The sequence below is a fragment of the Pseudomonas sp. GXZC genome, from assembly GCF_026967615.1.
Classification (GTDB): Bacteria; Pseudomonadota; Gammaproteobacteria; order Pseudomonadales; family Pseudomonadaceae; genus Aquipseudomonas; species Aquipseudomonas azotoformans_A.
In genome coordinates this window covers 4,440,767-4,460,771 of sequence record NZ_CP114115.1, presented here as the reverse complement: position 1 = coordinate 4,460,771, position 20,005 = coordinate 4,440,767, and the positions used below count along the sequence as shown (strand labels likewise).

Here is a 20,005-nt window from a genome sequence, read left to right as displayed (position 1 = left end):
CGCAGGATGAGCAGCTCTCCCTTTACGGCTAGAGGCGTCTACAAAAGTAGTTGCGATTCATTGTGACAATAAACGAGTATCAGTAAGACGCCAAAAAGCCATTAATTTTTTCGTATGATGTCGAAGCATTTCTAAGCTGAAGGAAGCACTTCGAGTTGCGTTGTAGCACAACTTAAACGACTGCCACGCCAAAGCAATGTCAGTTGCAGTCAGTAAGTTTATATTCTTAATAATGACAAGGATAGTTAAATTGCTAAAATTCGATAAATCGTGGCGTTTCAGTTCTCCGGGACCAGTCCCGAAAGGTGTTATTCGTGACTTTTATGAGCTGATTGACAAAATTGTGGCACAGGGAAATGTGTGGCATGCAGTTGAACAATGCAAGGATAGTTTCGGCGGGTCGGGTAGAAGCAGTAATCTGAGTTGGGCCTGGACAGATTTATCTGATCTCATGGACAACTTGGCTGAGAATGCCCCTTTGTTTATCGAGGCTTTCTGTAAATGCTGCGTAAACCTTGAGAAGTCCGGCTTAGCCGTGCCAGATATTCAACATATCAACTCTATCTTGGCTAAGCATGATGCGGGGTATGAAATACAACTGCCTGATTTGATTGCAACGCGTGCCTATACTCCAATCACTGTACCGCGCTTGGCACCTTCGCTTGATGAGCAGGCCCGTAAGCTTATCGACGATTGCTTAGCGGAGTCTGAACGGTTGCTCGATACGGGCCAGGGCCGGCGTGCGGTCCAAGAGATTCTGTTCCTTCTCGAGTCGATCACGACAGCCTTTCGGGGTATGGGCGAGGACACCGTTACAATTCAAGGGAAGTACTTCGGCCCAATCATTAGCGAGATGAAAAGGCGAGAGCGGGGCAAGGCACAGGAAAATATTCTCAATTGGATGACGACTTTGCACGGCTACCTTTCGTCGCCGACGGGAGGTGGGGTTCGCCACGGAACCGATCTGAAAGAGGGGATTGCAATTCAGTCACACGAGGCGCGCCTGTATTGCAACCTTGCGCGTAGTTACCTTACTTTTTTGTTGGAAGAACACGATCAGCAAAGCAATTAAGCTACCTCTAGACTTGGCCGCAATAACTTTATCTGAACTATTCTACCAGTCTGTGACTGTGGGCCGACGACATGGAAATATACAAGTTTTCGCATCTGTATCGATATGGACCTAAATCATGAAAGACGATAGCCCATTTGTCAAAACCAGCTCCACTGGAGTACTCCGCACCGCCGGAAATTCACGCAATTCTCGTAAGTCTTAACAAGCTAGAACGCGGTGCACGGGCAGGTCGGTTGAACTACCTTGCGAAAGGACATCCCGATAACACTGCAGACTTTAACTTGGGTCTGTGCGTTGGGTATACCCATGTACTCTTTATCACTGGAAGAAAAGATTGCTATCAGCGAGATGACTTGGCGAATCACACCGAGCAAATGCGCTCACGCTTTGGCATCAGAAATTAATCGCCCTTGCTCCTGTAGACGCATTCAAGAGTCAAGGAAGCGCTGCTAAGCCTGCGAAACTGTCCGCTTCTGGCCGAAAGCAGTCGTTCGTGAGTGGCAGCTCTCGGCCAGAATCGGTCATTTAGACTCAAAGAACTCCACCCACTAACCCCGCTTTTTAATCGGCACAGCCCAATGCCTCAGCCCTTCCTCAGCATACTTGCTAAGGCCTGTGTCGAACTGCTGCGCCATAAGCTCCAACGCTACCTTCGAATCGCCAGAGCCAATACGCGCTAATGCATAAGCGCACTTGCGCTGAAACTCTTCCAGGTTGCCCCACCTGACCAGGTATTCGAAATTCTTCTGCGCGGCTTGCGCAATCGCGGACGTCGCGCAGTTTTCCCCGATTAACCCCAACTCAAAAACGATATCTTCATGCTCTTCATGCCAGTCTTCCAGCAGGAGCTTCGCCAAAAGTGGCGCGGTTATTTTTGCATCGACGCCGGCGAGTCCAGCCCAGAAGGACGCACTGTCTTTGGCTCGCAAGGCGAACTCGGCTTTCTCATACAGCCCGCTCATGGGAACGTTGCTCCTGGCTATAAACAGAGGTGTGGAAAACTGTTGGGGTTTGGATTTACGTAGCCCACTCTAATCCATTGCCGTCGTCCGAGTTGAACCCTCGGGTAAGTCTGGACGAAACGTCGCAGGATATCGCTGAGGAAATGTTCCCCCTGAAGCCCGAGGCGTATGGTCGCGGGGGTTTGGCTTTCACGTAGGGTCTGAAAGATGCCGTCGTTCAGCTCCAGCAACCGGCGGGCATTGCTGAGCAGTGTTTCTCCGTGGGGGGTTACGCATCGCCTGTACGGATGGCCGAAAGGCGTGATTTGCGAATAGCCGCTGCTGCCCAGAAAGCCCCGCCTCACCCAGCGGGGCTTTCCCCCCTCACTTCGGCGCCACCCACGTCACCTCCGTAATCCCAAACTTCTCCGCCCACGGTCGGGTCGTCTTCTTCACTTGTTCATGCCCAACCCGCCCCACGCGGCTCACGTGGGCGATATCGGCATCCACCGCCGCCCAGTGCCAGGCTTCGGCGTTGTTCATCACTTCGGCGCGCACCACAAAGGATTTCGGTTTGCCGTGCAGCTGATAATTGATGGTGTAGATTTTTGCGGTACTCATGTTGCCTCCCTGTGTTGTTATAGATGGATAGGGCAGCGTTCAAAAAGGTTCATTCAAAATGACAATCTGCCTGTCGGCGCGGCATAGTGTCGCCTTCCTCCCGCGCCCAAGGATTGCGCCATGTCACTGTTGACCCATAGCCGCCTCTATCTGCAATGCCTGGGTTATGACTCGCCGCCAGCGCCGACCTTGCACACCTTGCGGGAGCTGCAACTGCGCCATGTGTGCACCTTTGCGTTCGAGAACCTGTCGAGCCTGATGCGCCTACCGGTGCCAATCGATTTGGCCAGTGTCGAGCAGAAAGTGCTGCTGGCGGGGCGGGGTGGGTATTGCTACGAGTTGAACCAGATGTTCCTGGCGTTGTTGCAGGAGCTTGGTTTTGACGCGCGCGGCATCACCGGACGGGTGGTGATGGGTGGGCCGCCGGATGCGCGGACGGCGCGTACTCATCGTTTGAGCCTGGTGACGTTGGATGGCGTGCGCTATATCACCGATGTCGGCTTTGGCGGCATGGTGCCCAGCAGTCCGTTGCGGTTGGACACCGAGGCGGTGCAGGACACGGCCCATGAGCCTTACCGACTGAGTTTCGACGGGCAGGGCAGTTACACCCTGTGGGCGCAAGTGGCCGAGGAGTGGCGCGGCCTGTATGTGTTCGACCTGCAGGTGCAGGCGGCCATCGATTATGAAATCGGCAACTGGTATGTCTCCACCCATCCGGACTCGGTATTTGTTGGCCAATTGAAGGTTGCACGATTGGCTGCGGGTAGACGGCACACGCTGAACAATGCCAACTATGCAATTCACTCCCTGGACCGACCGAGTGAAAAGCGCGCCCTCACCCGTGCCGATGAGATGTTGGACGTGTTGACTGAAACCTTCGGCATTCGCGTGCCGGTCACGCCGGCGCTGCGTACTGTGCTTGATGGCTTGGTAATGGCTAATTGATAGAAGTGTTGAGCTAGAGCCTTCGCTGAACCGTTTTACCTCCAAATCGACGCAAATTAATTCGAACCTTTGGCGCTTGCCGGGGTTCGAAGCGGTTCCTGAATAATTTGCTCACCAGACAAGGAGATGTAAAACGATGTCCAAGCTATTCGGAAAATTCCTCAAGGGTTCCTCGCTGCTGGTGCTGGTCGCTGCGCCTGCTGCGGTGTTCGCTGCTCCGTCCACCGATCCGATTTCCACCTTCGGGATCCTGGGCAGCTACAACGATTTCAAATTCGAAGGCGGCAGCGAGAGCGACAAGAGCCGCATGCCTGAGGCGGGGCTGTTCTATAACTTCGGCAACAAGCTCACCGCTGAATCTGGCTTTATCTACCAGGCCGGTATCGAAGCCAAGTACGGCGAAAAAAGCGACAACAAACTCAAGGAAGGCCAGGCTGACCTGGACCTCGGCTGGCGTGCCGCGCTGGATGCGCGCAACTTTGTCGACGTGATCGTCGGCGGTGGCTACAGCTGGACCCGCTACGAGCCAGAGATCAACGACCTCGACGTCAAGCTCACCAACAAGTCGCCGTTCGCCAAGGCAGCCCTGGGCTACAACCACCAGTTCGATGACATGACCCTGCGTGTCGAAGCCGGCGCCCGTCGCACCATCGATGGTCGCACCAAGCTCAAGGTGGAAGATTTCGGCAGCGACACCGTGGATCTCAAGGACCGCACCAACCCCTACGCCGAAGTCAGCCTGCTGATGAACCAGAAGGGCGACCTGCCGGTGGTCGCGGGCCTGTACTACACCCGCACCGAGTACAAGCTCGACGGTGATTCCGAAGTGGCCGACAACACCAAGCTCAAGCGTAACGAGTACGGCTTCAAGGTCGGGATCGCGTTCTAAGCATATTGTGGCGGGCGTTCAAGGTGAGTGCCTGCGCCTTTCACGATGAGGAAGGAGAGGGGGCTTCGTCCTTAGGGTGGTCCCGTTCAGGACGCCAGTTTAGAGCGGTTTCAGCTCGCGGAAGAACTCTCCGGTCGAGCGCGCAAAGGTTTGCTTTTCGGCGAATCAAAAAGCGCGCCGATCGCCTGACGCGCACGGGACAGCCGGCTCATGATGGTGCCGATCGGCAGGTCGAGCATTTCGGCGGCTTCCTTGTAGCTGAAGCGCTCCACGCCCACCAGCAGCATCACTTCGCGTTGGCCATCGGGGAGTTTTTGTACCGCTTCGATGATCTGGCGATGCATCAGGTCGGACTCCGGGTTGGGCGCCTCGGGGTCGCTGACGGTCTCGAGGAATTCGTCGTTCCAGTCCATGCGCGAACGGCTGCGTACTTTGCGTGAACGCAGTTCGTTGATCCAGGTGGAGTGCACGATGGAAAACATCCAGCTCAGTACCGAGGTGTCGGGCTGCAACTGATGGGCCCGTTCCAGCGCGCGGACACAGGCGAGCTGCACCAGGTCCTCGGCATCATGCTTGTCGCCGCAAATGCGCAACGCAAAGGCCCACAGGCGTGGCAACAGTTCGGGAAGCAGTGCGGGTAAATCAGCACCGGTGATCGACATATTTCCTCTTATTATTTCTTGATGCCTAAAATGGAGCGGTCAGGCTACGAGGTCGATACCGTAGCGGATGCCTGTGTCGCGGCGTCCTTTTTGCGGTGCTGAGGGTCCTGGGTGTCGAAGAATTGTATCAAGATGCTGACAAAGTGTACCGATTTGGATCGTCATTGAAAGGTTAATGACAGCCTATGCAGGTTACAGGCCAATGATTCTGGCAGCCGTGTCAGGAAAAATACCCTGACACGGAGTGAAACATATAAGATTTATCAGGCCCTGGGAATATTTTAGATTCCAGGGTGTTCTCTTAAAGTATTTGTGCGTGTCACCGAGTATTCGCCGCTTGCTTTAAAGTTTTTTGACTTGTTGCAACCGTGAAGCTGATATCAATATGATGGCTTGTCGCTACCCACCGGCTCGCCGCTTCGGCCCACAAGGCTGAGAATCACCCTGCAGAAACTGATGAATACAAACGGAGAGAAAAACCCATGGTAGCGGATGATGCCTTGCTAATGGCCTATGTTGACGGCGAGCTTTCGTCGCAACAGAACCAGGAGCTAGAGCGGCTCATAGACGCTTCACCGGACCTGGCTGAACGAGTCTCCCGGTTGATGGCTTCGTGCCTGCCTTATGAGGAAGCCTTTGCCCGGCAGAACCTGCCGCCGGTGCCCGAAAGTCTCAAGCTCAATATTGCGGCGTTGGCGGCTCAGCACACGGCTGAACCGGCTCCTTCCCGTAGCGCTGAAGTTTCCGACGAAAAGACAGACAGCGTTTTCTCCCGCCTGTTCGCATTCTTCCAACCTAAATTTGCATGGCCCGCGCTGACGTTCGTTGCCGGTGCAGCCTGCTATGCCTTGGTGCTTCAAGTTGGTGCATTCGGCGGTGCGCTGAAGCCGGGTATCGAGACCACCGCGCCCGCCGTTGCCCAGGCCTCGCCATGGGTTCAACAGGCGGCTGCCTACCAGCATCTGTACACCCGTGAAACCGTGGCCTACGGCGCGCAGCCGACGGATGCCATCACCAAGACCCTCGCGGATATCCGGGATATCGACGGCCTGGCCCTGCGCGTTCCCGACCTCAGTTCCGCCGGCCTGACGTTCAAGCGCGTGCAGCGCCTGCGCTTCAACAACAAGGCGCTGATCCAGCTGGTGTACCTGCCGGCCAATGGTGCGCCGGTGGCGTTGTGCGTGATGAAAGAGCCCAAGCCTGATCAGTCCATCACGCAGCAAAGCGTCGCGCAAATGAACGTAGTAACGTGGCGCCAGTCTGAACTGGGCTACGCCCTGATCGGCGAGCCCGAAGGTGTGGACCTTAACGCCGTTGCCCGACTTGTCGCCGACCGAAGTGCCGCCCAGTTGTTTGCCGGGGCGCCGTCACCGATGTGGATCGCCGCGCTCCAGAAATAACCATGCTGGGGTCGGGCATTGGTTCCCGATGCTGTGATCCCAGATAGCGTGATGAAAAGAACTTTTCCGCTGCAAAAACACCTCCGTTTGTCCTTCGCCCTGGCTGTCGCAGTGTTCGCCGGCATCGGTGTGTGGCTGCTGTATTCGCCGTCACCCTCCGCTGTACAGATCGTCGATGAAATGGAGGCCGTCGCGGGCGGTGCCCACCCCGGGTTTCGGCGTAACCATGCCAAGGGCCAGTGCATCAGCGGCCACTTTGAAAGCAACGGCAATGCGACAGAGGTTTCCCACGCCGCGATGTTGCAGCGCGGCACAGTGCCGTTGATCGGTCGCTTGTCCGCTGCCGGGGGTGATCCGGCCCAGGCCGACGTGCACGGCATGATCCGCAGCATGGCGTTGCGCCTGGCGGGCTCGGAGGGCGACGCCTGGTACATGGCGATGAATTCCGTGCCGGTGTTCCCGGTCAACACCCCCGAAGGTCTTTACCAGCAGTTGCGCGCCTCGATGCCGACCTATGGCGATAACGCTCCGGACCCGCAAAAGATGCAGGCCTTCAAGCGCGCCCATCCGGAGATGCGCCCGTTCGAACAATGGCTCGCTGACCATCCAGGCTCTTCCGGTTTTGATAACACCACGTACTACAGCGTCAACGCCTTTCGCATGATCAACGCCCAGGGCCAGGAACGGTTCGTGCGTTGGAGCATGGTGCCCGAGACACCGTACAAAGCAATCACCGCCGCGCAGCGCAGCGACCCCGACTTCCTCGCCTTCGGCTTTGCCACGCAACTGGAGCAGGGGCCGGTACGCTGGCACCTGATTATCACGCTGGCCGATCCTAGCGATGTCACCACCGATGCCACCGTGCGCTGGCCCGAGGGGCGTCGGCAGATCGATGCCGGTGTGCTGGTGATCGATGACCAGCAAGCCCAGGTCGACGGTGCGTGCCGCGACATCGACTTCAACCCGCTGGAGTTGCCAGCGGGGATTGCGCCTTCGGATGACCCGCTGCTGCTGGCGCGCAAGGCGGCCTATGCCGAATCCCATCGCCGGCGCATCAGCGAAGAGCGCCTGCGTTAAGAATTTTTCCAAGCCCTCGGAATAAATCATTTCCCTCGCTTGTTCTATTCCCAGAACAACTTGAACGAGGGAACTGCGATGGGTCTGCCCACCGACGCTCAACCACTGGATTTCGCCGCGTTTGCCTTGCCCTTGGGCGAGGCAAACGGCGGCGGCGTGAACGTCGAATACGACCCTGAATTCCTCGAGCTGGAAGAAGAAGCCCTGGGCAAGCCCGAGGTGCAATACGGCGACACCATCACCCAAGCCATCGAACCCAACTGGAAGCGGGTGATGCTGCTGGCCTTGCCGCTGCTGGAGCGTAGCCGCGACCTGCGCGTGGCAATCTGGCTGACCCGCGCCCAGCTCAACCTGCACGGTCTCTCCGGCCTGGCTGCGGGCCTGCAGCTGATCCATGGGTTGCTGGAACACTGCTGGGATGGCCTGCATCCCCAACTCGATCCCGATGATGACCACGACCCTCTGTTGCGCATCAACATCCTGGCGTTTCTCTGCGAGCCGTCCGGGCTGTTGCGCGACCTGCTGGGCACGCCGTTGATCACCGCGCGCAGTGTGGGCAGCTTGAGCCTGCGCCAGATCGACCTGGCCACCACCGAACCCAGCGGTGACCTCAGCCCGGCCGTGATCGAAGGCGCGTTGGCCGAGGCGGACCCGCTGGCGCTGGACGCCACCGAAACCGCATTGGCCCAGGCCCTGGCGCTGAGCGTGCAGATCGAGCAGTTGCTCACGGAGAAAGTCGGCGTCGGCCGCGCTATCGATCTGAGCAGCCTGGCCACACTGTTGCGGCGTGCCGGTGAGGTGATCCGTCGTCCGCAACTGGATGTGGCAGCACCGGTTATCACAGCCGATGCTCCGGCATTAACGCCGCAACCCAACCGTGGCGAGATCAACAGCCGCGAAGACGCGCGCCAGACGCTCGACCGCCTGTGCACCTATTTCCAGACCCACGAACCGGCCAGCCCCGTGCCGTTTTTGCTGCAACGGGCGAAGAAACTGATCGACAAGAATTTCATGGAATTGCTGCAAGACCTCGCCCCTGATGGTCTTGCGCAACTGGCGCTGGTCAGCGGTATTCGCAACAGCGACAACTGACCCTTTTGTATCAAACCCACTCACCGGAGCTCGTCCTGTGGCCAAAGAAAGCAGTCAGAAGTTTATCGCTCGCAACCGGGCGCCACGTGTGCAGATCGAATACGACGTGGAGATCTACGGCTCGGAAAAAACCGTGCAGTTGCCCTTCGTGATGGGGGTGTTTTCCGACCTCTCCGGCAAACCCGCCGAGCCGTTGCCGCCGGTGGCCGAGCGCAAGTTTTTGGAAGTCGACATCGACAACTTCGACGAGCGCCTCAAATCGATGAAGCCGCGCGTGGCGTTCCAGGTGCCCAACACCCTGAGCGGCGAGGGTAACCTGCCGGTGGAGATCACCTTTGAAACCATGGACGATTTCAGCCCGGCCGCCATCGCCCGCAAGGTCCCGAGCCTCAACCAACTGCTCACCGCACGCAGCCAATTGTCCAACCTGCTGACCTACATGGACGGCAAGGTGGGTGCCGAGGAACTGCTGGCCAAACTGCTCGCCGACCCGAGCGTGATGCAGGCCTTGAGCACTGCGCCCAAACAGCCTGAATAACTGAATAACCGCTGACTCTGCCGGAGCCTCGTTTGCCCCGGTACGGGGAGGCTTTGCCCAAAATTCGAGGAAACCGTCATGTCCACTCCGCAATCGGAACAGGCCGGACAGCCGCTGGTCACCACCGAGTTCGACGCCGGCGACTTCGCCAGCCTGTTGCAAAAAGAGTTCAAGCCCAAGACCGACAAAGCCAAGGAAGCGGTGGAAACCGCCGTGCGCACTCTGGCCGAGCAAGCGTTACAAGGCACTCAGCTGATGCCCCACGACGTGTTGGGCACCATCGAAGGCCTGATCGCTGCCCTCGACCAGAAACTTACCGAACAGGTCAACCACATCCTGCACCACGAGGAATTCCAGGGCGTGGAAAGCGCCTGGCGCGGCCTGCATTACCTGGTCAACAACACCGAGACCGACGAGTCGCTGAAGATCCGCGTGATGAACATTTCCAAGAACGAAGTGCACAAGACGTTGCGCAAGTTCAAGGGTGTGGCCTGGGACCAGAGCCCGATCTTCAAGAAACTCTACGAAGAGGAATACGGCCAGTTCGGCGGCGAGCCCTATGGCGCATTCGTGGCCGACTACTACTTCAACAACAGCGCCCCGGACGTGGAGCTGCTGACCCAGATGGCCCGCGTCAGTGCGGCGGCGCACTGCCCGCTGATCACCGCCGCCGACCCCAGCGTGATGCTGATGGAGTCGTGGCAGGAACTGGCCAACCCACGCGACCTGACCAAGATCTTCCAGACCCCGGAACACGCGGCTTGGCGCAGCTTCCGCGCCAGTGAGGATTCGCGTTACGTGGGCCTGGCAATGCCGCGCTTCCTGTCCCGTGCGCCTTATGGTGCCAAGACCAACCCGGTGGAAGCGTTCGACTTCGAAGAAACCACCGACGCCGCTGGCGCCAAGGACTTCACCTGGGCCAACGCCGCCTATGCCATGGCCGTGAACATCAACCGCTCGTTCAAACACTATGGCTGGTGCTCGCAGATTCGCGGCATCGAATCCGGCGGCGTGGTGGAAGGGCTGCCGGTGCATACCTTCCCGACCGATGACGGCGGTGTCGACATGACCTGCCCGACCGAAATCGCCATCAGCGACCGCCGCGAAGCGGAGCTGGCCAAGAACGGTTTCATGCCCCTGGTGCACAAGAAGAACAGCGACCTGGCGGCCTTCATCGGCGCGCAGTCGATGCACAAGCCGGCCGAGTACGAAGACCCGGACGCCACCGCCAACGCCAACCTGGCCGCGCGCCTGCCGTACCTGTTCGCCACCTGCCGGTTCGCCCATTACTTGAAGTGCATCGTGCGCGACAAGATCGGCTCATTCAAAGAGCGCGACGACATGCAGATCTGGCTCAACAACTGGATCGGCCGCTACGTGGAACACAACCCGGCCACCGCCACCGACGCTGACAAAGCACGCAAGCCACTGGCCGGCGCTGAAGTGGTGGTGGAAGAAATCGAAGGCAACCCCGGCTACTACGGCGCCAAGTTTTTCCTGCGCCCGCACTACCAGCTCGAAGGCCTGACCGTGTCCCTGCGCCTGGTCTCCAAGCTGCCGTCCACCAAATCCAACTGATCAACCCTGAAAGGTAACCACCATGATTTTGCTGAACTTCAAAGGCACCCAGATCAAAGGCACTTCCACCGTCGACGGGCACAAGGACTGGATCACCATCGATGCAATCCAGATGGGGGTCGGCCGGGCGATCTCCACCAGCGGTGGCGGCGCCGACCGCGACACCAGCAACCCGTCGTTCTCGGAAATCTCCATGACCAAGGTCACCGACCTGGCTTCCGCGGACCTGTTCATGCAGGCCGTGTGCGGCAAGAGCCTGGGTGATGCCGAGATCCACTTCATCCAGACCGGCGGCCCGGACAAGAAGCAACAAGTGTTCCTCAAGTTGATCCTCGGCAGCGCGATCATCAGCTCTTACTCCGCCAGCAGCAACGGCGAGCGCCCGAGCGAAACCATCTCGATCAACTTCACCACCATCAGCTACGAGTTCGACTCCTTCACCGGCGACACCGTGATCACCGGCACGCCGAAGAAGTGGGACCTGGAAAAGAACCAGAAAATCTGATGTTGACACCCCGGTGGATGTGGCGAGGGAGCTTGCTCCCGCTGGGGCGCGAAGCGGCCCTAAGTTTTTGGGGCTGCTGCGCAGCCCAGCGGGAGCAAGCTCCCTCGCCACAGTGGAGAACATTGTGAACCTTACTCAAGGCCTTAACCATGGCTGAACTCACCAGTCGCGAACGCCTGCAACCGTCGTTGCTCGACCGCTTGAGCGATGACGACACCGAGCATGCCGTGGAGCCTCGGGACAAGCGCGTGCTGTCCATGCGTGGCCTGCGCCAGGCGGTGTTGCGTGACCTGGGGTGGCTGCTCAACAGCACCAGCCTGGGCAGTTTTCGTGACTTGAGCGCCTACCCACTGGCGATGCAGTCGGTGGTCAATTTTGGTCTGCCGGATCTTGCCGGCAAGACCGCCGCCGGTTTGGACCGTGATGAGCTTGGGCGGCGCATCCGCCAGGCGATCTGGGATTTTGAACCGCGGATTTTACGCAACAGCGTGCGGGTGGTGCCGGTGGCGCCCTCGGGGGCTACGGCCAGTCCTAACCAGATGGCCTTTGAAATTCATGGCGAACTCTGGGGCCAACCGTTGCCCGAGCGCCTGTACCTGAAGACCGAACTCGACCTGGAAGCAGGCGAGGCCAGGGTCTTCGATATCGAGACAAGGGACGTGCGGTGAACGCCAAACTGCTGCGCTATTACGAACGTGAACTGGCTCACCTGCGGGAAGTCGGCGGTGAATTCGCGCGTGACTACCCCAAGGTCGCCGGACGCCTGGGGCTGGAAACCTATGCCTGTGCCGACCCTTATGTGGAGCGGTTGCTGGAGGGGTTCAGCTTTCTGGCGGCGCGGGTGCAGTTGAAGATCGACGCCGAGTTCCCACGCTTTACCAACCACTTGCTGGAACTGGTGTACCCGCAATACCTGGCGCCCACGCCGTCGATGGCGGTGGTGCAATTGCAGCCGGACATGGGCGAGGGCAGCCTGGCCTCTGGGTTCAAGGTGCCACGCGGCACCGCGTTGCACAGCCAATTGGGCAAGGGCGACCAGACCGCCTGCGAATTCCGCACTGCCCATGATGTGACCTTGTGGCCGATCGAGCTGGCCGAGGCGCGCTACTTTGCCTGCGGTGCACACGTGGCGGGTGTTGATCTGTCGCGCCTGGGCGGGGTCAAGGCGGCCCTGCGCCTGCGCCTCAGGGTTGGCGCCGGCCTGACTTTCAGCGACCTGTCCCTCGATAACCTGCCGCTGCATATCCGTGGCGGCGACGCCATGCCGTCGCGCATCCTTGAACACCTGCTGGCCCAGGCCGTCGGCGTGCTGGTGATGCCGGTGCAGGAGCATGTCGACTGGCACCAATTGCTGCCCAAGAGCGCGATTCGCAGCCTGGGTTACAGCGACAGTGAAGCGTTGCTGCCCACCGGCCCGCGTCAGTTCCAGGGCTATCGGCTGTTGCAGGAATACTTCGCCATGCCGCAGCGCTTCATGTTTGCCGACGTGGTGGGACTGGCCAACAGCGTCAGCCGCTGCAGCGCTGAACAGCTGGACGTGATCGTGCTGTTCAAGAAGCTCGATCCGCAGTTGGAACAAAGCCTCAGCGCAGCGAATTTCGGCCTGTACTGCACGCCAGCGATCAACCTGTTCCCGATGCGCGCCGAGCGTGTGCACCTGTCCGATCAGCAGGCGGAGTACCACGTGATTGCGGACCGCACGCGGCCGATGGATTACGAGATCTACCAGATCGAAGGCGTGACTGGCTACGGCAGTGGCGCGGAAGCCAGCCAGACCTTCGAGTCGTTCTACCGCGCCAATGACCTGCACGCCCGCAAGCCGCCTAACGCCTTTTACCAAGTGCGCCGGGATGCGCGGGTGTTGTCCGAGCAACAGCACCGCCAAGGCCCGCGTTCCAGCTACATCGGCAGCGAGTTGTTCCTGTCCCTGGTGGACGCCCAAGAAGCCCCGCACCGCAGCGACCTTCGCCAGTTGGGCATCGACACCCTGTGCAGCAACCGTGACCTGGTGTTGAGCATGCCGGTAGGCAGTGGCCGCAGCGACTTCAGCGTCGAGTCCGGCGCGCCGGTGCAGGCGGTGCGTTGCCTCACCGGGCCCACGGTGCCGGCGCCATCCTTTGCCGAGGGCGAAACCGCATGGCGGCTGGTCAGCCATTTGTCCCTCAACTACCTGTCGTTGCTGGACCAGGACAAAGAGCAGGGTGCCAGTGCCTTGCGCGAGTTACTGCGCCTGTATTGCCGTATTGAAGACGAAGCCGCCCACAAGCAGATCGAAGGCCTGCGTTCGGTGACGGCCGAAAGCATCGTGCGGCGCCTGCCGTTGCCAGGGCCGATCACCTATGGCCGTGGCTTGCAGGTCTGTGTGACCCTGGATGAAGCCGCGTTCGAAGGCGCTGGTGTGTTTGTGCTGGGCTCGGTGCTGGAGCAGTTTTTTGCCAAGTACGTGTCGCTCAACGCGTTCACCGAAACGCTGATCAAGAGCACCACGCGTGGCGTGATCATGCAATGGCCGGCGCGGGTGGGCAGATGCGAGATCCTCTGACCCTGCTCGGCGCCCTGGAGGCGCACCCGGCGCGCTTCGATTTCTACGGCGCGCTGCGTCAGTTGGAGTGCGCGTTTGCGCACTTGCCGCGCATCGGCCAGGCCGCGCGCCCGGCGGATGAGGCCGTGCGGTTCGGGCAGCAGCCGTCGCTGGCGTTCGAGCCAACGATGATCGCTGCGCTCACGCCCGGCGCTGTGCCCAAGTTGTTGTTGAATTTCTTTGGCCTGATGGGCGCCAACGGTCCGTTGCCGATTCACCTCACCGAATACATCCGCGACCGCCAACGCAACCGCAATGACCCCACACTCGCGGCGTTCTGCGACGTGTTCCACCACCGCATGATCAGCCTGTTCTACCGCGCCTGGGCCAGTGCCCAGCCGGCGGTGAGCCTGGACCGCCCGGGAGCGGACCGTTTTGCGCAGTACCTGGGCTCCCTGATCGGCATCGGCCAGACTTCACTGTTGGATCGCAACGCAGTGCCCGACGTGGCCAAGCTGCACTTCGCCGGACGCTTGGGCCCGCAGACGCGCAATGCCGAGGGCTTGGCCGCGCTACTGACCGACTACCTCGGCGTACCGGTGCGGGTCGAGCAGTTTGTCGGCCACTGGATGAAATTGCCCGCTGACGGCTTGTGCGCCCTGCGCAGCGGCCCCGATGCTGCCGTACTCGGCCAGACCACCGTGATGGGCAAGAAAGTCTGGAACACCCAGCACAAGTTCCGCCTGTTGATCGGCCCCCTTGACCTGGCGCAAACCCGTCGCCTGCTGCCCGGTGGCGACAGCCTGCAGCGCGTGCAGGACTGGGTGCGCCAATACGTCGGCCTGGCGCTGGACTGGGACGTCAACCTGATCGTCAAGAAAGAACAACTGCCTGGCTTGCGCCTCGGTTCTGCGCCCCTGGGCTGGACCAGTTGGCTGAGCAGCCAGGCCCCCGAGCAGGATGATCGGCAGTTGCTGATCAACCCGCGCCTCTCCATTACCCCTCAAGGACCTGCCCATGGCTGATATCAGTCGCTTCGCGCTTTTCGGCAAACTCAACAGCCTGTGCTACCGGGCGATTGAAAGCAGCACCGTGTTCTGCAAGCTGCGCGGCAATCCCTATGTGGAGCTGGTGCACTGGTTGCAGCAGATCCTGCAACTGACCGACTCGGACCTGCTGCGACTGATCCGCCATTACGGCATCGACCCGGCCGTACTGGCCCGTGACCTGACGGCGGCCCTCGACCGCTTGCCCCGTGGCTCGACGTCGGTCACCGACTTGTCGTCGCAAGTGGAAGAGGCCGTCGAACGTGCGTGGGTGTATGCCACGTTGATGCTCGGCGAGTCCCAGGTGCGCTCCGGCCATTTACTGTTGGCGCTGTTGAAAACCCCCAGCCTGCGCAACGGCTTGTATGGGGTTTCCCGCGAGTTCAACAAGGTCGGTATCGATGACTTGAGTGAGCGATTCGCAGCGTTGCTCAAGGACTCCCCCGAAGCCCGGATGAGCGCCAGCGACGGCTACCAGGCGCCCGGCGAAGACCTCGGCGCGCTGGCCCCGAGCAAACCGCAGGAAGCCCTGAAGCGCTTTACCGTCGACCTCACTGAACAAGCGCGTACGAGCAAGATGGACCCCATCGTCGGTCGCGATGAAGAGATTCGCCAGGTGATCGACATCCTCATGCGTCGCCGCCAGAACAACCCCATCCTGGTGGGCGAGGCGGGCGTCGGCAAGACCGCCGTGGTCGAAGGGTTTGCCCAACGCATCGCCCGTGGCGACGTGCCGCCCAGCCTCAAGGACGTACAGCTGCTGGCCCTCGACGTCGGCCTGTTGCAGGCTGGCGCGAGCATGAAAGGCGAGTTTGAGCAGCGCCTGCGCTCGGTGATCGACGAGGTCCAAGCCAGTGTCAAACCGGTGGTGCTGTTCATCGACGAGACCCACACCCTGGTCGGCGCGGGCGGCGCTGTCGGCACCGGCGATGCCGCCAACCTGCTCAAGCCGGCGTTGGCCCGAGGCACCTTGCGCACGGTAGGCGCGACGACCTTTGCCGAGTACAAGAAGCACATCGAGAAAGACCCGGCGTTGACCCGGCGTTTCCAGACCGTGCAGGTGGACGAACCGGATGAAGCCCGCGCGCTCCTGATGCTGCGCGGCATTGCCGAAACCATGCAGAACCATCATCAGGTGCACATCCTCGATTCGGCGCTGGAAGCGGCGGTGCGCTTGTCCAACCGCTACATCCCGGCGCGGCAGCTGCCAGACAAGGCCGTCAGCCTGATCGACACGGCCTGTGCTCGCGTCGCTATCAGCCTGCATGCGACCCCGGCCGAGGTGGATGACAGTCGGCGCCGTATCGAGTCCCTGGAAACCGAGCTGGCAATTATCGAGCGCGAGACCGTTATCGGCGTGGACACCGTCAGCCGTCGCGCCTCGGTCGAAGCCTTGCTGGCCAGTGAACGCGAACGCCTGGACGAAGTGGAAGGGCGCTGGGATAACGAGCTGGCGCTGGTGGAACAGATCCAGCGCCTGCGCAGCCAATTGGCCGAGTCCGATGACCGCGAAGCCGGCCTGGCCGAGTTGCGCCAACTGCAGGACGAACTGATCGCGCAGCAGGGCGAACATCCTCTCGTACTCATCAGCGTTGATGAACAGGCCGTGGCCTCGGTGGTGCAGGATTGGACCGGCATTCCCGTGGGCCGCATGGTCAAGAACGAGATCGAAAACGTACTGCGCCTGGCCGAGCGCCTGGGCCAACGCATCATCGGCCAGGACCATGCGCTGGAGATGATCGCGCGACGCATCCAGACCTCCCGCGCCGGCCTCGACAACCCCGGCAAGCCCGTGGGCGTGTTCATGCTCGCCGGCACTTCCGGAGTGGGCAAGACCGAAACCGCGCTGGCCCTGGCCGAGTCGTTGTATGGCGGTGAGCAGAACGTCATCACCATCAACATGAGCGAGTACCAGGAGGCGCACACCGTCTCCACCCTCAAGGGCGCGCCGCCCGGTTACGTGGGCTACGGCGAAGGCGGCGTGCTGACCGAAGCGGTGCGACGCAAGCCTTACAGCGTGGTGCTGCTGGATGAGGTGGAAAAGGCCCACCCGGACGTGCACGAGCTGTTTTTCCAAGTGTTCGACAAGGGGTGGATGGAGGACGGCGAAGGCCGGATCATCGACTTCAAGAACACCCTGATCCTGCTCACCACCAATGCCGGCACCGCGTTGATCAGTCGTCTCTGCCGCCATCCGCAAACCAGCCTGCCCGCGCCGGACACCATCGCCAAGGCGCTGCGCGAACCTTTGCTCGACGTGTTCCCGCCGGCCCTGCTCGGGCGCCTGGTGGTCATCCCCTATTACCCGCTGAGCGACGCCATGCTCGGCAGCATCATCCGCCTGCAACTGGGGCGTATCGAGAAGCGCATCGCCGAGGGCCACAAGATCCCGTTCACCTTCAGCGAGGACGTCGTGGAGCTGATCGCCAGCCGTTGCACCGAGCTGGAAAGCGGCGGACGGATGATCGACGCGATCCTGACCAACTCGATGTTGCCGGCGATCAGTACCGAATTTCTCAAGCGCTTGCTGAACGGCACTCCCCCCACGCAGGTACGGGTCCGCGTTGAAGCCGGCGAGTTTGCCTACGCATTTGAATAAGGAGCTCCACCATGCCCAACATCAATAGCGCGTTCGACTGTCGCAAAGTGGACTTCATCACCTTTCGCGAAGCCCTCGGTGAAGCGGCCATCCTGGCGACCTCCCAGGCAGGTTCGGAGGTGATTGCGATGATGAATACCGTCAGCACCGCACGCTCCAACGATACGCCCGCGGAGCAGGCCAAAGTCGCCTACTTTGTTGCCTATCAAAGTGATGATGACGACGCGGTGGGGTTGATGGTGATGTTCAAGGAGGGCTCCACCTGGAAGATCGAAGACGTCTTTGCCGGGGTATCCGGCAGCGGGCTGGGATCGACTCTGGCGAGTTTTGGCATGGACTACGCGATTCGCGATTACGGCAACACGCCCAACTGCGAAATCCGCTTGACCTCCCTGGATGAAGCATCTTGCGCGTTCTGGAAGAAGATGGGGTTTGTAATGCTTCCCGGCGTGCAGAGCGGTCATGGCGGGATGGTGTATCGGGTGTCTAACTCGCGTCCGACGACGCCGCTTGGATCGGTGGAAGGTAGATAAGCCATGGCCACCCTCCAAGCCCATCGTGAAATCCAGGTCACCAGTGTGTTGGGAGCCGACGTGTTGCTGTTCCGGCGCATGCAGGCCCTTGAGGGCCTGTCCCAGCTCAGCGAATACCGGCTGGAGCTGTACAGCGAGCGCGCCGACCTGAATATCGATGACCTCCTGGCCACCCAGATGACGGTCGCGGTGGACCTGCCCAAGGGCGGCAGCCGCTACTTCAACGGGCACGTCAGCCACTTCGCGTTCACCGGTCGCCAGGGGCGTTACGCCACGTACACGGCGGTGTTGCGACCGTGGCTGTGGTTCCTGACGTTGGCCAGCGACTGCCGGATTTTCCAGGAACTGAGCGTGCCGGACATCCTCAAGCAGGTGTTCGCGCCCTACAGCATTGCGGATGTCGACACCTCGGGCTTGAGCGCCAGCTACAAGGCGCTGACCTACTGTGTGCAGTACCGCGAGAGCGACTTCAATTTTGTCAGCCGCTTGATGGAACAGCAGGGCATCTACTACTTCTTCAAGAGCGCGGCCGGGCGCCACACCTTGGTACTGGCTGATTCTTACGGTGCCCATTCGCCCGCGCCGGGGTACGCCCAGGTGCGTTTCATGCCCGCCGAAGACCACGCCATGCGTGAAAGCGAAGTGATCTACGACTGGCGCATGAGTGGCGAGGTGGAACCGGGCGGCTACACCCTGCAGGACTTCGACTTCGAAAAGCCCAGCGCCAACCTGTTGGCCAAGTCGACCCTGGCCGGCAGTTACCCGCAGTCGCGTCATGAACGTTACGACTACCCCGGCAAGTACACCGAGCGCAAACAGGGCGAAACCTACGCACGCACGCTGATCGAGTCGCTGCACACCGGCACCCAGCGCGTCACTGGCGCCACCCGCGCGCGCGGGTTGTTTCCGGGCGCGCTGATGACCTTGACCGAACACCCGCGCAGCGAGCAGAACGCGCAATTCCTGTTGCTGGAGGCGCGCTATCGCTTGTCCTCGGACACCTACGAGCCGACGCCGCCGGACCATCCCGAGCCGGTGCTCACCTGCGAGTTCGTTGCCCTGTCGCGCCAGCAGCAATTTCGTGCGCCGTGTGTGTCGCGCAAGCCGCTGATGCACGGCCCGCAGACCGCCATGGTGGTGGGCAAGCAAGGCGAGGAAATCTGGACCGATAAATACGGGCGCATCAAGGTGCAGTTCCACTGGGACCGCGAAGGCCTGCGCGATGAAAACAGTTCGTGCTGGATTCGTGTGGCCCAGGGCTGGGCCGGCAAACGCTGGGGCGCGCTGTACACGCCGCGTATCGGCCAGGAGGTGGTGGTGAGTTTTCTTGAAGGCGATCCCGACCAACCGCTGGTGACCGGCAGTGTCTACAACGCCGACACCCTGCCGCCCTATGCGCTACCGGAAAATGCCACGCGTTCGACGATCAAAAGCAACTCATCCAAAGGCGGCGGTGGCTACAACGAGCTGCGTTTCGAAGACAAGAAAGGCGCGGAACAGGTGTTCCTGCACGCCCAGAAGAACCTCGACCAGCGCGTGCTCAAGGACTCCCTGGACTGGGTCGGCGGTGACCGCCATTCAAAAGTCGACAACGACCTGCGCGAGAAAGTCGGCGGTGACCGGCATTCCTCGGTGGGTGGCAATCGCAATGAGAAAGCCACCGGCGCCGTGTCGATGACAGCCGGCACCAACATGATCATCGACGGCAAGTTGAAGGCCGGTGTTACTGCCGGCCTCGACGTGCACATCAAGGGTGGCATGAACGTGGTGATCGAAGCCGGGGCGACCATCACCCTGAAGGTCGGCACGACCTTTCTCACGATCACTCCGGCGATGATTCTCGCCTCGACCATTCCCATCCCCTTGCCCCAGGCCGGCACCGCCGCGACCGCGCTGGCGCTGTCGGCCGCCACGGGGCCTGCCGGTGTGCCGTTGCCGCCCAAGGAGGCCGACGATGGCAAATAACCCTTACAGGAGCCCGCT

The 20,005-nt window shown here is 60.6% G+C and carries 18 protein-coding genes and 1 pseudogene; 15 read left to right on the top strand and 4 right to left on the bottom strand.

All coding sequences use genetic code 11. The annotated features are described in order from the left end of the window. The first annotated feature begins 250 nt into the window (after positions 1–250). Entirely contained in the window at positions 251–1,072 is an 822-nt protein-coding gene (locus OZ428_RS20845) for a hypothetical protein (protein WP_269131140.1), read from the top strand. Positions 1,073–1,623: 551 nt separating this feature from the next. On the opposite strand, the gene OZ428_RS20840 is transcribed toward OZ428_RS20845, so the two are convergent. From OZ428_RS20840 to OZ428_RS20830, 3 genes and pseudogenes are all read right to left on the bottom strand, one after another. Next, the gene (locus OZ428_RS20840; protein WP_269131139.1) at positions 1,624–2,037 is read right to left on the bottom strand and encodes a hypothetical protein; all 414 of its coding nucleotides are present in this window, start codon (positions 2,035–2,037) and stop codon (positions 1,624–1,626) included. Positions 2,038–2,126: 89 nt separating this feature from the next. Continuing rightward, positions 2,127–2,309, bottom strand: a pseudogene (locus tag OZ428_RS20835) (LysR family transcriptional regulator); the annotation flags it as partial. Between the two features lie 91 nt (positions 2,310–2,400). After that, positions 2,401–2,637, bottom strand: a complete 237-nt coding sequence (locus OZ428_RS20830) for a DUF6555 family protein (protein ID WP_016979650.1) — start codon at positions 2,635–2,637, stop codon at positions 2,401–2,403. 120 nt (positions 2,638–2,757) lie between these two features. On the opposite strand from OZ428_RS20830, the gene OZ428_RS20825 reads away from it, so the two are divergent. Together OZ428_RS20825 and OZ428_RS20820 are read left to right on the top strand one after the other, a co-directional pair. Then, positions 2,758–3,582: an arylamine N-acetyltransferase family protein gene (locus OZ428_RS20825; RefSeq protein ID WP_269131138.1), complete on the top strand. Its 825-nt coding sequence runs from the start codon at positions 2,758–2,760 to the stop codon at positions 3,580–3,582. Between the two features lie 136 nt (positions 3,583–3,718). Next, on the top strand, positions 3,719–4,471 hold the full coding sequence (locus OZ428_RS20820) for an outer membrane beta-barrel protein (RefSeq protein ID WP_269131137.1): 753 nt from the start codon (positions 3,719–3,721) through the stop codon (positions 4,469–4,471). 110 nt (positions 4,472–4,581) lie between these two features. Here OZ428_RS20820 and OZ428_RS20815 read toward each other — a convergent pair whose 3' ends face one another. Next, a complete protein-coding gene (locus OZ428_RS20815; protein ID WP_082461389.1) occupies positions 4,582–5,133 on the bottom strand; it encodes an RNA polymerase sigma factor in 552 nt (183 codons plus the stop codon). A 482-nt stretch (positions 5,134–5,615) separates the two neighbouring features. On the opposite strand from OZ428_RS20815, the gene OZ428_RS20810 reads away from it, so the two are divergent. From OZ428_RS20810 to OZ428_RS20755, 12 genes are all read left to right on the top strand, one after another. Beyond that, positions 5,616–6,533 (top strand): anti-sigma factor family protein, encoded by a 918-nt coding sequence (locus OZ428_RS20810; RefSeq protein ID WP_269131136.1) that lies wholly within the window; start codon positions 5,616–5,618, stop codon positions 6,531–6,533. 51 nt (positions 6,534–6,584) lie between these two features. Beyond that, positions 6,585–7,610: a catalase family peroxidase gene (locus tag OZ428_RS20805; RefSeq protein WP_269131135.1), complete on the top strand. Its 1,026-nt coding sequence runs from the start codon at positions 6,585–6,587 to the stop codon at positions 7,608–7,610. 78 nt (positions 7,611–7,688) lie between these two features. Continuing rightward, complete coding sequence (gene tssA, locus OZ428_RS20800) at positions 7,689–8,702, top strand: type VI secretion system protein TssA (protein WP_269131134.1); 1,014 nt, start codon at positions 7,689–7,691, stop codon at positions 8,700–8,702. Between the two features lie 37 nt (positions 8,703–8,739). Then, positions 8,740–9,240 (top strand): type VI secretion system contractile sheath small subunit, encoded by a 501-nt coding sequence (tssB, locus tag OZ428_RS20795; protein ID WP_033896857.1) that lies wholly within the window; start codon positions 8,740–8,742, stop codon positions 9,238–9,240. 78 nt (positions 9,241–9,318) lie between these two features. Then, positions 9,319–10,818, top strand: a complete 1,500-nt coding sequence (gene tssC, locus OZ428_RS20790) for a type VI secretion system contractile sheath large subunit (RefSeq protein WP_033896856.1) — start codon at positions 9,319–9,321, stop codon at positions 10,816–10,818. Between the two features lie 22 nt (positions 10,819–10,840). Next, positions 10,841–11,323: a type VI secretion system tube protein Hcp gene (locus OZ428_RS20785; RefSeq protein ID WP_016978511.1), complete on the top strand. Its 483-nt coding sequence runs from the start codon at positions 10,841–10,843 to the stop codon at positions 11,321–11,323. A gap of 149 nt (positions 11,324–11,472) precedes the next feature. Continuing rightward, positions 11,473–11,991, top strand: coding sequence for a type VI secretion system baseplate subunit TssE (gene tssE / locus OZ428_RS20780; RefSeq protein ID WP_038850289.1), 519 nt, complete (start codon positions 11,473–11,475; stop codon positions 11,989–11,991). Then, positions 11,988–13,865, top strand: coding sequence for a type VI secretion system baseplate subunit TssF (tssF, locus tag OZ428_RS20775; protein WP_269131133.1), 1,878 nt, complete (start codon positions 11,988–11,990; stop codon positions 13,863–13,865). The genes tssE and tssF overlap by 4 nt, the downstream gene beginning before the upstream one ends. Beyond that, on the top strand, positions 13,850–14,869 hold the full coding sequence (tssG, locus tag OZ428_RS20770; protein WP_269131132.1) for a type VI secretion system baseplate subunit TssG: 1,020 nt from the start codon (positions 13,850–13,852) through the stop codon (positions 14,867–14,869). Before tssF ends, tssG begins: the two co-directional genes overlap by 16 nt. After that, a complete protein-coding gene (gene tssH / locus OZ428_RS20765) occupies positions 14,862–17,489 on the top strand; it encodes a type VI secretion system ATPase TssH (RefSeq protein WP_269131131.1) in 2,628 nt (875 codons plus the stop codon). The genes tssG and tssH overlap by 8 nt, the downstream gene beginning before the upstream one ends. Positions 17,490–17,500: 11 nt before the next feature. After that, positions 17,501–18,022: a hypothetical protein gene (locus OZ428_RS20760; RefSeq protein WP_269131130.1), complete on the top strand. Its 522-nt coding sequence runs from the start codon at positions 17,501–17,503 to the stop codon at positions 18,020–18,022. A gap of 3 nt (positions 18,023–18,025) precedes the next feature. Beyond that, a complete protein-coding gene (locus tag OZ428_RS20755) occupies positions 18,026–19,987 on the top strand; it encodes a type VI secretion system Vgr family protein (RefSeq protein ID WP_269131129.1) in 1,962 nt (653 codons plus the stop codon). Positions 19,988–20,005 lie beyond the last annotated feature (18 nt).